We start from the raw sequence: 14,307 nt of genomic DNA on the forward strand, positions 1-14,307 counted from the left end.
ATCTAAAAGCACTTTGAACATAGCCCGGCCCAATTAATGATTTTATTTACCAATAGAGACTTGTCTTTTTATATTTTTCATGTGTTGGCAAAGAAACGACTGTAGGTTGAAAACACTTATCTTTTAAGTGTAAAGTGCCCAGTAATGGTTTTTTTGTTGAAAGAGGTTGCCTTAAACCAATAATCTGTGGATGGCAAGGGTCTACCCATAAATTGTCCATCCCATCCTACTCCATTTGGGTCTATTTGAACTAAAAAGCAACCATAGCGATCATAAATCTGAATATCTTCTACGGATACCTCCCCAGTTTCCGATACAGGTGCGAATTGCCAATAATCATTGATGCCGTCGCCGTTGGGAGTGAAAAATTGAGGAAAATCACTCTTAGAAAGTTCTTTTTCTAAAACGCGCTCGGCAATCCCACATCCGTTTTTGTCCCTAACATAAATAATATGTTCTCTAGGAGGAACATTATTGAATATAGGACTATCCTGAAATCCGAAATCTACAGAATCCAATGAGTATTCATAATTTCCATTAGCACTAACTACAACTTCAATCCGTAATCCTGAGTTTTCCCTTGTAATTGCAATGGATTCAATAGTGGGAACCTCAGAACTTACCACATTAAAAATTTTGGTAATGGGGCACTCGATGGTTGCACCGAATTCTGTCACTGTATTATATAACTCCACTCGATATTGACCGATTTCTGAATAGGTTAATTGATTTGATTCGGATAGAAGTGTTTCAGTACCATCATTGTTAATTTTAAACCACCTATAACCTCTTGCTCTATCAAATGACTCAAGTATCGCATTTTCATCCCTGGCACAAAGCGCCACTGTATCAGGTATGGTAATCGTAGGAAAATTTATATTAGCACAACTCACGGTGGGTTCGCCAGTTGAAAAGCTTTCTTCTATGCAACCAGTGGCGCTACCATTTTCATTAAGGGGAATTATTAATACGAAAATTTCCTGATTTAACGGAAGTTCCGATAGATTGTAAAACAAGACGTTCCCAGATAGACTATCATCCACGATATCGTTTCCTCCCGATGTAGTACCTACCCTAATGATGTAATCCGTGGCCCTTGGGGCATATTCCCATCTCAGGTCAGTATCTACCCGAACACCCGAATCTTGGTCGATTGGATTCACAAGCTTAGTACAATCCGGAGGAGTGGTGACTTCTTCCGTGGTGAATATTTGAAGTGGACATACTTTAATTGGCTGGTCGGGCAAAAAGAGACTAATTGTAACATAAATGACGGTACTCTCCGGTAAGCCTACTTCCGGAATATAAAAGTTGGATAAGCCAGAAGACCTTCTATTGATTATTTCCCCGCCACCGGGTGTGGTTCCAAGCGATACCAAATATCCTATGATACCGTCTACGGCCGTCCATCTAATAGGATTGTCTACAGGCACATCAATCTGACCGTCTAACGGTGCTATTAATGTAGGACATTCTTGTCCTACTAGCGGATTTAACGCCAAAGCTAAAATGAGCCATAAAATAAAGTTATTCTTTCTTAGCATTCAACTTTAACGTTTGAGGGAAAAATATCCCTTTATTTCTTTATTGTCCGTAGAAATGGCTCTAAACCAATAGTCTGATGCGGGTAACAATCTTCCATTTAAGCGCCCACTCCATCCTTGGGAGGTTGGTTCTACCTGAGCGAGAAATTTTCCGTACCTATCAAAAATCTGAATGATTAGGACATTGATTTCCCCAGTTGCAACGGGTGGGATGAACTGCCAGTAATCATTAACGCCATCCCCATTGGGCGTAAAAAATTTAGGGAAACCTTCTAGTGTCAAATCTTGTACCACGGTTTCTTCGTCTATCCCACAACCATTCTTATCGCGCACATAAACGGTATGGGTTCCACGTGCTATATTTCTGAAGACATTACTATCTTGGTATGGGCCTGATATATCGTCAAGAGCATACTCATAGGAACCTACTCCACTGACCACAGTTTCTATCCGAATACCACTCACTTCTTCCGAAACCCGGATATTATCAATCGTCGGTGACTCTGAAACCACTACGGTAAATTCCTTGCTTGTTGGGCATTCTACGGTTCCTCCAGACTGGGATACGGTATTGTAAGCTTCATAGATATACTGTCCGGGCTCGGATAGATTTACCTCCGCCGTAGATGATATCAGCGTTTCGGAATTACCAGGTCCCAAACGGAACCATCTATACCCCTCTGCCACATCGGTCGCTGTTATGGTCGTGCTATCTTCGTTTAGGCAGATGCCAATTTCATCGGGAAAATCAATTTCCGGATTTAAGGTTGTGAGTTCTCCTGTGACAGCGTCAAAATAGGGTCCACAACCCAAGATGGTCGAAAAACTTTCTTGAACACATCCAATCGCATCCCCGGCCGCGTTAAAAGGTGTTATAGTGATGAAAAAGGTCCTATTCGGCTCAAAATCGAGAACAAAAGTCGAATTGTTGGTAAATACGCCCTCATCAAGAATATCAGAAAGTAAAGGGGATGTACCTATAGTGACTCTATATCCGGTTGCATTGGGAACTTCCGTCCACTCTAAAAAAGGAGTTAAAGGAACATTAATTGCCCCATCTAATGGGCTTATCAACGAAGTACACGATGGCAGAGTCGCCAACGCCCCCGTGGTAAAAGAAAACTCGGAGCAGGTTGGGTTTGGTATTATTGCATTGTATGGGGTAACTGTGACATAGATGGTCGTACTTGGAGGAAAGTCAACCGGTGGATTATAGGTTAATGTATTGCCGACATCCAAATTGTTCGTTATGTCAGTGCCTCCTGGAGAAGTACCTACGGAAATTCTATAGCCGGTTGCTGTTGGTGCATAATTCCAAGAAATATTATTGGATATGTTAACTCCGGTAGCCGCATCTACGGGATTACTCAAGGTTGTACAGGAGGGCGGGTTAGTTACGCTTCCTGTTCTAAAACTCTCACTCGGGCAAGTTATATCAGGCAATCCCCCTAGAAAGAAAAGGGTTATTGTTACATATATTTGAGTATTTTCCGGGAGACCCAGTGGTGGGGTATAGTTGGTGGCACTTCCCACACTTCTAGTATTAACGATGTCTGTACCACCAGGTGTCGTTCCTATTGATATGATATACCCTGTTACTCCAGCTATACTTTCCCAACTTATGCTCGTATCTACAGCTACGTTTACAGCCCCGTCAATAGGAGCCGTTAGGCTAGGGCATTCTTGACCATAGATCCCGAGACTTAATAAAAATACCCCCAAAAAGAACTGTAGTTTTTTCATTCTCGGCTCATTATGTTTCCAGGGCTAAATAACCTTCAAAATGTTTTCTATCTCGCAGATTAGTATTGGCAATATCTACGCTAAAAATAGAGTAGATATAAGCATCTTTTGGTTTAGGGACTATGATAGCCGATTGTGTTTTGGATGGGTCACCATGCAAACCGTTTGGGTTCTTCATGGAGTTACGATGTCTATCATCAACAAAAATGACATCGGTATAATAAAGTAAATCACTGAAAAGGTTGGAAATACTCATACAGCCTTCAACTGTATTTACCCTGCCGTGAGTAGGCGTGGTAACGCTACCATCGTTATTGAACTTTATCGCAGCCCTGTTCCCGAGGTACCAATTGGATGGCTCTCCATATCCAAAAAAGAGGACAGGAACCACCAAACCTATTAGTAAAACTAAGGTTCTAATTTTTTTCATAGCGCACTCGAAAACAGTACAATATAATACAAATAGCGTTTTAGCGCTTAAGGAATACTGTTAAATAGGCAAATTTTTCGGTATAATTCAAATTGAGAATGCAGGTACGTTAAAGATCACGCTTTTTGAGAAGCACATAGGATAAATACACGAAAATAGCTGTCCAGGCGAGGACTATAAGAACTTCATACCAATGTACATGATAGTTTAAATTGATTTTTTCCCCAACTTGATCTGCTACCGTTTGTACAGCCTCGAGACGGGTGAAGGGTTCCTTTATAAGATTGAACATGGATTGTAAAGGGAAAAACCCCATGATAGTGTCCGTTGTTTCGCTATCGAACAATTTCCATCTAATAAGGCCCCTGGTGATACCTTCCAAAACCTGCCATAAGATGAGAAAACCGAGAGCAAACGCCGAGCGCTTAACTAATATTCCCAAAAAAAGACAAAAGGAAAAGAATCCCATAAGTTTCACGAAGAAAGCGAGAACGAATTCCAAGTCTGATAAGATGATGGACAACTCGTCGAAATCTGAATATATAAGTCCAAGAATCAGGGACACTACAAAAACAAAAACCGTAGAAATCAAGGCAAAGGAGATGACCGTTAAGAATTTTGATAAAATAAATTCTTTTTTTGAAAGTCCATCGATAAGATTCTGTTTTATAGTCTTATTGCTATACTCATTGGCCATCATGGACACAATGACTATGGCCAAGAAAAGTTTAAAAAATGCCGTTACAAAAGTGTTAAAATGCCATATATACGGAAAATTGAAAATACCTATTTCGGCCAAATGAAATTTAACCGGTCCAATATCAAATTTTATGGCCGCTACAAGGGCAATGGAGGTCAATAATGCGAAATAAGAGATAATAAGCACCTTACTGGCTCTATTGTTCCAAAGTTTTATGAATTCAATCTGTAATAAACGTATCATTTCGGATGGTTTTGGCAAATTAATTGGATCGGTTTTTCGTTAGTTCCAAGAACTGCTCTTCTAAGCTTTCCTTTCGTTTTACCAAATGTGAAAGAATTATACCTTGGTCAAAAAGTGATTTATTAAAGGATTTGGCATCCATTTCTTCTTTGAGAAATGCTGTTATCAATCCTTCCCCATCCTTTATTTTACCAAAACTTGGGTTATTGTTTAAAAAGTCAATTAGCTTTTCGGGATTGTCCGTTTTCAGTTCGAAAAAACCATGACTGGCCAACATTCCGTCCACACGGCCGGAATACAATTTTTCGCCTTTTCTAAGAATGACTACGTGGCTACATACCTTTTCCACCTCGTCCAAGAGGTGCGAGGCCAACAATATGGTGGTTCCTTCTGAGGCGATTTTCTTTATAATTTCCCTAATCTGGTGTATACCCTGTGGGTCCAGACCGTTGGTGGGTTCATCAAGAATAAGTATCTCAGGGTCGTTCAGTAGGGCAGAGGCGATGGCCAAACGCTGTTTCATTCCTAATGAATAGGTTTTGAATTTACTGTTTTTACGGTCTAACAGCCCAACCAACTCCAATTTCTCCTCTATCTTATCTTCTCCTACTTCTTTTATCTTACATACGAGCTTCAGATTCTGAACTGCACTCATATAGGGATAAAAATTAGGCCTTTCTATTATGGCCCCTACTTTTTTAAGTGCTTCGTGGGTAGAGGTGTTGCCTCCAAACCAAGAGAAATTACCTTTGGTTTTGTTTACTACATTCAAGACAATACCCAAAGTGGTGGATTTCCCACTCCCATTGGGGCCTAAAATACCATAGACATTACCCTTTTCAATAGAAAATGACAGGTCTTTAACTGCGGTTAAATAGCCAAATTTTTTGGTGAGATTTTCAACGGTGAGTATTTTCTCCAAGATGGTGATTGTTTTGATTGATATACTAAGTTGACGAAGAAAGCCTAACTTTGTTACAAAAAATAAGGTTATTTTAAACAACTGCCCATGTCCGATGAACGTTTGATGTCCAAAAAAAAACCTGCATATCCGGTGAGCAAGGATTTGGATACGTATTTGGACCATTACAGTCGTAAAATAGAAATACCTATTTTTTATGATGACTTACTGCGGTTTGCCGGTTCTGTGGTTGTCTATAATGCAAATGACGAGGATACCCTTTGGATAAGGGTCTATTATTCGGAATTTGATCGTAGGGAGATAGATGATAGTTTAAAGAAAGTGTACTCCATTCTGCATTCGGATGGTAGCAACAACATTCACCAATACTTAAATGTTGATGCAGTGGACTTTTGCACGTTTGGAAATTCTAAGCCCTTTCGAATAAAAATCCGGAATATTCTTAATGATAACTTTACATATTTCTACATAAAGAAAACTGATGCTTCCAGAATTTACGGATTGGAATTGGAACATATGCTGTCTCCCTATAATCTGAATTTCTTGGTCTATAAGGATACGTTGATTGAAGAACATATTGCCGGGATACCTGGAGATGAGTTCATCAAGCAAATGCTTCCAAAATGTTCGGAAGCCGAGAAGGCCCAATTGGCAAAGGAATTCGTGAAGTTTAACGAACGCTGTATGATTCGCCTTTTAGGGGATATGCGTTCCTACAACTATGTCATTGTGCCAACACATGATTTTGATCATGTCGTCTATAAAATAAGAGCTATAGATTTTGATCAGCAGTGTTTTGAGGGTAAACTGAAAGTATATCGTCCGCAATTTTTCAAGGAAAATTATCAGATGGTAGAATTGGTGCGGCATAAATTGCTCCGTGATTCCGTAGATCAATATAAACTAGAAGAACGGTCTATTGTTGCTAAAAGAATTTTAAGTTCGGGGAACCGTATTAAAAAATTGCGCAATATTTGTAAGAAGGACAAGATATCCACGCCCGAGAATATTGTACTACTCCGGGAACAAATTCAAGAACTAACACAAGATCTTAAGTTTAAAAAATGCGAAACTATGGGTGAGGTTTTGGACCTAGCCCTGAATTTTGTGCGTCGTAATTATGAAGACGTAAGTATGAAGCAGATTATTGAGCAGACTATTAAAGTCCCCTAACTTTTTTGCTCTTTGTTGAAATAAACTAAGTAATAATACATTTGGCGTTCTTCATCCCAACCTTTTTCTACAAATTTTTCGGCTGACTCTGGGTTGATGAAATCAAGTTTTATCTGAATATTCGTATCCAGGTTGATAACGTTTTTAATTTTTCTTCTTGCATCGGAAACGGCTTTGTTAGCAATGTCAAACGTAGAAACATCCTCAATACTGTACTTTGGTCCTTTTTCAACTTTATAATTCTTGAACTCAGGAATCAATTCCGGATTCTCCATCACCTCGTTTAGAAAATTACTTTCTTCAAAAGCATCATTCTTGGCAAAATGATTGACCGCTCGGTTCATGAACAATACTTCCTGTTGCTTGTCTTCTGCCGGTAAAACTACGTCCTTGGCAAAATTTTGACAGAATTTAAGGTAGTTTTTGGTCTTAAAGTTGTCGTCGGATAGCGGATTTACTCCTAAAAAATCCTCTAACCAATATTTTGTATCGTATTTATTACTATCTATGGAAAGTACCTTATAGCCTTCTTCCTTGTCTTTATTAAAGATTAGGCAGCCTTTATCTAGCTTATTAATGTTAATTCCCTGTTGCACGATAATATCCAGATTGGAATCCTTTTCCTTAAACTGAAGAAAATCTTGTTTTAACTCACTCTTAAATATTCCAACCGCGTCAACCTTCTCATTGTCCAAAAGGACCCCGGTCAAGTGAGCTACATAGACTTCGCCACTTTTAATATGTGGATGTTTGCTCTGTTCGAATAAGTGCGTTGCAATCTTTTTAGAACTGTGGTGCGTATTGGAAGCATCGGCAAAAATCTCATCTGCAATCTTATAGAGTTCATTGAACTCTAAATCCACTTCATTGGTAAACTTAAAATAGTTCTCCTCTTTTTCCCTGAAAGGCTTAAAAAAATATTCCTTAAGAAGTCCTGTAGTTTCGTCGTTTAGGGTAACGGGTTCGCTGGACAAAAAGACACTTTCATTTTTATTCTTATTTCCAACTCTATGGATGGAAATTGTTTCAATTTGGGTAGCGTATAGGTTAATCATTGTTTTGTTAGGGGTTAGGACTATTCTGTAATTTTTTTTATTTGTCAACTGTCAACTGTCAACTGTCAACTGTCAACTGTCAACAGTCTGTGTCAACTGAACTAGTTCCAATTTTCGTCGAAATCAAGGTCATCGTAATTCTCAAAAGTATCGTCAAAATCAAAGGCACTATTCTCAGATTCAAAATTTTTTTCGGGAGGTGTTTCGGGTAATTCGCCAAAACTGAACAGGACATTGGGATAGGCTCGGCCATCCTCTTTTTCGGTGATGTCCGCCAATTCAACAAAAAACGTCCACATACTCAGAAAATCGTAAACATAGATAAGTTTTGGGCTTTGTTCCGTAAGTATATCTTCTAGATAAGTCTCGTTCATTAAACGTACATCGCTACCAGTTTCGCTCATGTCGAACAGCGCTATTTCTTCATCTTGTTTCCATTTTTCGTCACAGGTGTAAAACGAAGCCATTTCATTTCCTAGGAAGCCGAAAGCCTGTGTAATGGCGTTATGGAAATCTTCTAAATTACTCTTCGCTTCTATCTCCAAGTCTCTGAAAATATCGTCATCGGCATCTAAAATCACCCTTATCTTATAAACCATACCTTAAATTTTGCGGGAATGCAAAGTTACGAAGTTTTAAGACTTTTAGTAGGCTTTAAAGCTTCTAAAACCAAATAGAATTGAACCCCGAATAAAATTGAAGCCAAAATTAAATGAAGTGGTTGACTAGCGAACGGAAAATCTAGATAGTACATGGCGATTCCGGTAAAAACCTCAATAATAAGAATGAATAAAATCCAATAAATCTTGAAATGTCCCAGATTCAATTTTAAAATGCGATAGGCCAAAAGAATATTTGCCAAGGTCACTAAAATTGAAAATGAACGATGAATGTAAAACTGAAGGGACGGATCTTGAAGCCATAGGTTTTTAGCTTCATATCCGACTAAATCTATTTGGTCGTCTACGAATTGGCGTACCTGTGTACCCAAAACAATTTGTACCAAAGTTAGGGATAGAGCAAAAATGGCAATGTTTAAGGTCGTTTTGTCGTACCTAATAGTCTTGTCTTCCATGTTTACTGTAAATATGATATATAACAACATGGCTACTATAAGCAGGGCCATAAGCATATGGGTGGTTATTTTGACCGGTTCCAGAACAGAATAAACTACCGTTGCTCCCAACCAAGCTTGAAATCCCATCCCGAAGACAACTAACCAAGACAAAATGGTCACCCTTTTTTGACGTTTCCAATACTTAAGAGAGGCAAAGGCTAGAACAAGTGTCGCCAAACCGGCCAGCGCACCTAATAGGCGATTAATGTATTCTATCCACGTGTGCCACGGATTAAAAATGGCATAATCATGCTTGGTATAGGGCTCCCAGTTTTTTTCTTCGTACTTTTCATTTGTGGTGAAATCCTGTTTGGAAACTCGTAATTCTTTGTTCAGAATTATAACCTGACCTTCTTTGTAAGCTGTGTTTGGTTGCCAATCCAATTCGGATGCATCAGTAGGTGGAATATAATATCCAAAACACTTGGGCCAATCCGGACACCCCATGCCACTTCCGGTCATACGTACAACCGCACCGGCGGCAATTACTAAATAGACCAATATCAACGCCGTTTTGGCAATTTTTCTAAATTTCACAGTTCTTTTAATCAATAGTTTTTAATCCTAGGGCTTTACCTCTTTGCAACATTAGTTCCTTTGCCGCATGGTATTCATTTGGAATTTCTCCGTCAAGGATTGCTTCCTTGATTGCTTCCTTGATAATTCCAATTTCCTTAGATGGCTTAAGGTCAAAAGTTTTCATAATCTCCTCACCGCTGATGGGTGGTTGGAAATTTCTAATACGATCCCTTTCCTCAACTTCAATAATCTTATCTCTTACAAGCTTAAAATTGTTTTTATACTTCCGTTGTTTTTTAGAGTTCTTGGTAGTGATATCTGCTTCGCATAATGTCATAAGGTCATCAACATCATCACCTGCATCAAAGACCAATCTCCTTACCGCTGAATCTGTCACAAAATCTTCCGATAAAATTTGTGGGCGGGAACTCATGAGTACCATTTTTTGAACGTACTTCATTTTTTCATTCAGGGGCATATGTAGTCTCTTAAAGAGCTTATTAACCATTTTGGAGCCTACAAATTCATGCCCATGAAAAGTCCAACCCCTATTTTTGTGAAAACGCTTTGTAGGAGCCTTGCCTATATCATGTAAAAGTGCCGCCCAGCGGAGCCAGAGGTTGTCTGTAGTTTCAGAAATATTATCGACCACTTCCAAGGTATGCCAAAAGTTATCTTTATGTTTTTGACCTTCCACTTCTTCTATGCCCTGTAATGCGGTAAGTTCCGGTAGAATAAAATCCAAGAGCCCGGTTTTGAGCAATAAGGAAAAGCCTTTGGAAGGTTTCTTCGTTGCTAAAATTTTGTTCAGTTCATCTACGATACGCTCCCCGGAAATAATTTGTATTCTTTCCTTGTTCGTTGCTATGGCTTCAAATGACTTGGTTTCAATGGTGAACTCTAATTGCGTTGCAAAACGGATGGCGCGAAGCATTCTTAAAGGATCATCGGAATAAGTAATTCCGGGTTCCAAAGGCGTCCTAATAATTTTTTTTCAAGATCTCCTATTCCGTCAAAAGGGTCCAAAAGGTTTCCAAAATCCCTTTCGTTTAAGGAAAGTGCCAAGGCATTTATGGTAAAATCCCTTCTATTCTGATCATCCGCCAAAGTGCCATTCTCTACAATAGGTTTTCTGCTATTGCAGGTATAGCTCTCTTTTCTTGCACCAACGAATTCCAGCTCTATGTCCCCATGTTTTATCATAGCGGTCCCAAAATTCTTGAAGACCGATACCTTAGGATTTTCCATAAGCTGGGAGGAAACTTTTTGTGCCAGTTCTATTCCACTGCCTACAGCGACAATGTCAATATCTTTGGCGTCCCCTCTCTGTAAGAAATAATCCCGTACAAAACCACCTATGACATAGGCATCGACCTGAAGTTCGTCCGCACTTTTGCCAATGATTTTAAAAACTTCTTGTTTAAGCGCTTGCCTGTGGTTCATTTTGTTCTTTCGCCATTATTCCCTTATTACTTGGACCGTCCCATCATTCCCTAAACGGATAATGGACGAGGGGTTCGAAGTAATAGTTTCCCGATGCAAATTTACCACATAGTCCACACCTGATAAAATGGCTTTGTCTATTTCTTTGAAACTTCTTGGCGTTGTTCCGCCAGCTTTATTTGCAGAGGTAGACACAATTGGCTTCTTGAATTTATTTATAAGGTATCTGCAAAATTTGTCCGAGGCGACCCGAACGGCAAGTGTTTGATCAGAAGCTACCAGGTTTTTTGCTATTCCCTTGGGATTGTCATAGATAATGGTCGTAGGTTTTGTGGATAAATCCATGATGTCATAAGCTAAATCAGGTACCTTTTCAACATGTTTCTCTAGCATTGCATCGTTTGCAACCAGGCAAATTAAAGCCTTGCTATCATTGCGCTCTTTTAGTCTGTAAACCTTCCTGACCGCCTCCTCATTGGTAGCATCACAGCCAATGCCCCAAACGGTATCCGTAGGATAGAGGATAAGGCCCCCACTGTGGAGTACCTCTAAGCACTTGTTTAATTCAGTCGAAAAATCAATTTTTTCCATAATCAGATTTTAATAGGAGTTGGATGTATTGTTTTTGTTGTACCGAATATTGCCATTTCTCATCATGGTACAATTCCAATTTTGGTAACCTTTCGTTCGTTATACCTTTAAATATTTTAGCCAAGGAATTTTCATCTTCATAGAAATGAGAATTGGCCTTTAAATCTGGAATTATATCCAGCTCTTTAGGACATATTAATGGCTTTTGATAGGCAAATGCTAAATTATAGGCCCCCGTAATTTTAAATTTCAGGTAATGTTGCTCGGTCAAAGATACCGGCGCCATTATAAAGTCGGATTTTTTTATGTATGAATGAAAATCTTCGTTTTCAATAAAATCGGAAAAGGTGATGAAATACTTTTTCAACCCCAATTTGTCAATTTGTTTGAGAAATTTTATAGTCGCAGGGGCATCATAGGGCATTTTCCCTAAAATAACCACTTTGATTTTTCCAACTTTATCTAATTTGGATAAGGCCTTTAAGACGATATCATAATCACGCCTTTTGTAATTTAATTCACCCGGTATACAAATCCAATAATCTTCGTTTTTTTCAATTGTTTTCTTAAGCTTGTAGCGAGGGAAAAAAATAGGGTAGAAGGAATGTAATCGTATGCTTTTATCATCGATTTCACTGGAATCCAATAAGAAATCGTTGAGCACATAGTAGTCCTTTAGTTTCTTGTTCACAATTTTTTGGGACGTACTTTCATTTAATTTACGCAGGTTATGTATGATCCCATACCTTCTGATACGTTTCGGTAAAAAATAAGTCAACGCAATCGTTTCTTTGTTGGAGCTTGCCGTATTGAAAATTATCTTTTCAAAGGAATTTTTAGTGATGTACTGGTATAAAGAAAACCAGTTGCTTATCCTTTTTAGAAAAAATGCGGTTGCCCTTGGATTATAGTATTTAATGTAACCTTTTGAAATTCCATAGGAATCAACATTTCTAGAATTCCTTGGATTAAGTATTAAAGTAACTTGATAGCCGGCATCGTGAAGAAATTGAACTTGGGAGTACAGACATTCTTCGTGATAGGTCGTAAGCTCAACAAGCGCTATTTTCTTTTTATCTGACATTATCTTTTGGTTAATCCAAAGATACTGGAAGACTTTTATATTTTTGTGCAATTATGAGCAACACCGTTGAGGTTCCAAAAATAAGCGTGATTGTAAGCACCTATAATGCCGAGGAGTGGCTGAAAAAGGTGCTGTGGGGATTTAATCAGCAAATATTCAAAAGTTTCGAGGTCGTAATAGCGGACGATGGTTCTAGGGATTCTACACGATTGCTGATAGAAGAAATGGCCAAGGAAGTCGATTACGAAATTGTTCATGTTTGGCAGGAGGATGACGGTTTTCAGAAGTCCAGAATTTTGAACAAAGCCGTAAAGGCTTGTAGGGCATCCTATATCATCATGACCGATGGCGACTGTATACCCCGAGAGGATTTTGTTCAGGTACATTATATAAACAAGGAGAAGGGTTATTTTATTTCCGGGGGATATTATATGCTTCCTATGAACATATCAAAAGCCATCACCTTGGAGGACATTGAGAAACAAAACTGCTTTAATATCAACTGGTTGAAAGAAATGGGTATTCCTCAGACATTTAAAAACAACAAGTTGACAGCAAACGGACTCATTTCCAAATTACTCAATTGGATTACGCCTACCAATGCTAGTTGGAACGGTCATAATTCGTCCGGTTGGAAAAAGGATATACTAAACGTTAATGGCTTTGACGAACGTATGCAATATGGAGGTCAGGATAGAGAACTCGGTGAAAGGCTTTTTAACTTTGGAATAAAATCCAAACAGCTAAGATATAGTGCCGTATGTGTGCACCTGGATCATAAAAGAGGGTACAAGACGCCCGAATCCATTGCTAAAAATGTTGGGATACGTAAAAAAACCAAGCGTGAAAAACGCGTTTGGACACACTACGGCATAACCAAATAGTAAGCTAGCTGATTTTTCTTCTCTAGGCGTTTAAGTTCTTTGAACCTTTCCAGTACACCAAGGGCGTTTAAATAACAGATGATAAAACCTTTCTTACCATCTAATATGCCAAGTCTAAGTATATAGTGGTTGAAAAATTTCCAAGTGGGCTTAAGTACCATTAAGAAATAGTTGAACTGCTTTTCGGTATAGAAGGACTCGATAGCTTTTAGTCTTCCATACTTCAACATCTTCTCCTTGTAATCTTCGTAATTTTTATAGCAATAGTGAACCAATTTTTCCTTGAAAATGCCGGACTTGCCGTTAACATCCAAGGTTTCATGCACAATCTTACTATCGGAGAATTTTGCCTTACTTTTTCTAAAAAGCCTATAGTTCTTATCAGTTTGCCAACCGCTGAACCTCAATTTTTCATTTTGAAACATGAATTGACGATAAAACCAAAAAGCGGCTACGTCGGTCCCTTCAGCTACAGTACTTTGTATTTCGTTCTTTAATCCCTCTGACACAATTTCATCGGCATCCAAGAACAATATCCAATCATTCTTCGCATTTTTTAAAGCGAACGATTTCTGTGCTGTAAAGTTCTCAAACGGATTTTGAATGACCCTTACTTTGGGATGGTCGGTTAGGTACTCATACGTACCGTCAGTACTAAAGGAATCAACTACCAAGATTTCATCGGCAAAAGATACAGATTCCAGACACTTATCTATGTAACCTATTTCGTTATAGGTTATAATCAAGGCGCTTATTTTATCTTGTGTACCTTCCATAGTAATCTAAGTAAGTAGGTTTTTTAAAACTAGAGTCAACAAAGTTATAACTAAAAAAAAACCTAAAAATTATATTTTACCTA

13 protein-coding genes and 1 pseudogene are annotated in these 14,307 nt (G+C 38.6%); 2 read left to right on the plus strand and 12 right to left on the minus strand.

All coding sequences use genetic code 11. The features are described from left to right. Window positions 1-116: 116 nt before the first annotated feature. The 5 genes from N8A89_RS13465 to N8A89_RS13485 form a co-directional block, all read right to left on the minus strand. A complete protein-coding gene (locus tag N8A89_RS13465; protein WP_281542709.1) occupies window positions 117-1,544 on the minus strand; it encodes a T9SS type B sorting domain-containing protein in 1,428 nt (475 codons plus the stop codon). A 6-nt stretch (window positions 1,545-1,550) separates the two neighbouring features. Continuing rightward, the gene (locus N8A89_RS13470) at window positions 1,551-3,287 is read right to left on the minus strand and encodes a T9SS type B sorting domain-containing protein (RefSeq protein WP_281542710.1); all 1,737 of its coding nucleotides are present in this window, start codon (window positions 3,285-3,287) and stop codon (window positions 1,551-1,553) included. 10 nt (window positions 3,288-3,297) lie between these two features. Beyond that, a complete protein-coding gene (locus tag N8A89_RS13475) occupies window positions 3,298-3,717 on the minus strand; it encodes a hypothetical protein (RefSeq protein ID WP_281542711.1) in 420 nt (139 codons plus the stop codon). A 109-nt stretch (window positions 3,718-3,826) separates the two neighbouring features. Further along, on the minus strand, window positions 3,827-4,660 hold the full coding sequence (locus tag N8A89_RS13480; protein WP_281542712.1) for an ABC transporter permease: 834 nt from the start codon (window positions 4,658-4,660) through the stop codon (window positions 3,827-3,829). Window positions 4,661-4,679: 19 nt separating this feature from the next. Further along, window positions 4,680-5,582: an ABC transporter ATP-binding protein gene (locus tag N8A89_RS13485; protein ID WP_281542713.1), complete on the minus strand. Its 903-nt coding sequence runs from the start codon at window positions 5,580-5,582 to the stop codon at window positions 4,680-4,682. 87 nt (window positions 5,583-5,669) lie between these two features. Here N8A89_RS13485 and N8A89_RS13490 point away from each other — a divergent pair, with 87 nt between their 5' ends. Beyond that, complete coding sequence (locus N8A89_RS13490; RefSeq protein ID WP_289644464.1) at window positions 5,670-6,755, plus strand: hypothetical protein; 1,086 nt, start codon at window positions 5,670-5,672, stop codon at window positions 6,753-6,755. Here the strand turns inward: N8A89_RS13490 and N8A89_RS13495 are convergent. From N8A89_RS13495 to N8A89_RS13520, 6 genes and pseudogenes are all read right to left on the minus strand, one after another. Beyond that, window positions 6,752-7,810 carry a nucleoid-associated protein gene (locus N8A89_RS13495; protein WP_281542714.1) on the minus strand — a complete coding sequence of 353 codons (1,059 nt, stop codon included), beginning with the start codon at window positions 7,808-7,810 and terminating at the stop codon, window positions 6,752-6,754. The two genes, N8A89_RS13490 and N8A89_RS13495, sit on opposite strands and share 4 nt — an antisense overlap. A gap of 101 nt (window positions 7,811-7,911) precedes the next feature. Next, complete coding sequence (locus N8A89_RS13500; protein ID WP_281542715.1) at window positions 7,912-8,409, minus strand: IS1096 element passenger TnpR family protein; 498 nt, start codon at window positions 8,407-8,409, stop codon at window positions 7,912-7,914. A gap of 26 nt (window positions 8,410-8,435) precedes the next feature. Further along, complete coding sequence (locus N8A89_RS13505) at window positions 8,436-9,464, minus strand: COX15/CtaA family protein (RefSeq protein WP_281542716.1); 1,029 nt, start codon at window positions 9,462-9,464, stop codon at window positions 8,436-8,438. A 7-nt stretch (window positions 9,465-9,471) separates the two neighbouring features. Next, window positions 9,472-10,889 (minus strand): annotated as a pseudogene (locus tag N8A89_RS13510) (CCA tRNA nucleotidyltransferase). Between the two features lie 15 nt (window positions 10,890-10,904). Continuing rightward, window positions 10,905-11,480, minus strand: a complete 576-nt coding sequence (locus N8A89_RS13515) for an L-threonylcarbamoyladenylate synthase (RefSeq protein WP_281542717.1) — start codon at window positions 11,478-11,480, stop codon at window positions 10,905-10,907. Next, window positions 11,467-12,564 carry a glycosyltransferase family protein gene (locus N8A89_RS13520; RefSeq protein ID WP_289644465.1) on the minus strand — a complete coding sequence of 366 codons (1,098 nt, stop codon included), beginning with the start codon at window positions 12,562-12,564 and terminating at the stop codon, window positions 11,467-11,469. Before N8A89_RS13520 ends, N8A89_RS13515 begins: the two co-directional genes overlap by 14 nt. A 53-nt stretch (window positions 12,565-12,617) precedes the next feature. Here N8A89_RS13520 and N8A89_RS13525 point away from each other — a divergent pair, with 53 nt between their 5' ends. Then, window positions 12,618-13,448, plus strand: a complete 831-nt coding sequence (locus tag N8A89_RS13525) for a glycosyltransferase family 2 protein (RefSeq protein ID WP_281542720.1) — start codon at window positions 12,618-12,620, stop codon at window positions 13,446-13,448. Here N8A89_RS13525 and N8A89_RS13530 read toward each other — a convergent pair. Continuing rightward, window positions 13,430-14,224, minus strand: a complete 795-nt coding sequence (locus N8A89_RS13530) for a glycosyltransferase family 2 protein (RefSeq protein ID WP_281542721.1) — start codon at window positions 14,222-14,224, stop codon at window positions 13,430-13,432. The two genes, N8A89_RS13525 and N8A89_RS13530, sit on opposite strands and share 19 nt — an antisense overlap. Window positions 14,225-14,307 lie beyond the last annotated feature (83 nt).

Origin of the sequence: Maribacter aestuarii (assembly GCF_027474845.2) — a bacterium.
GTDB classification, from domain to species: Bacteria; Bacteroidota; Bacteroidia; order Flavobacteriales; family Flavobacteriaceae; genus Maribacter; species Maribacter aestuarii.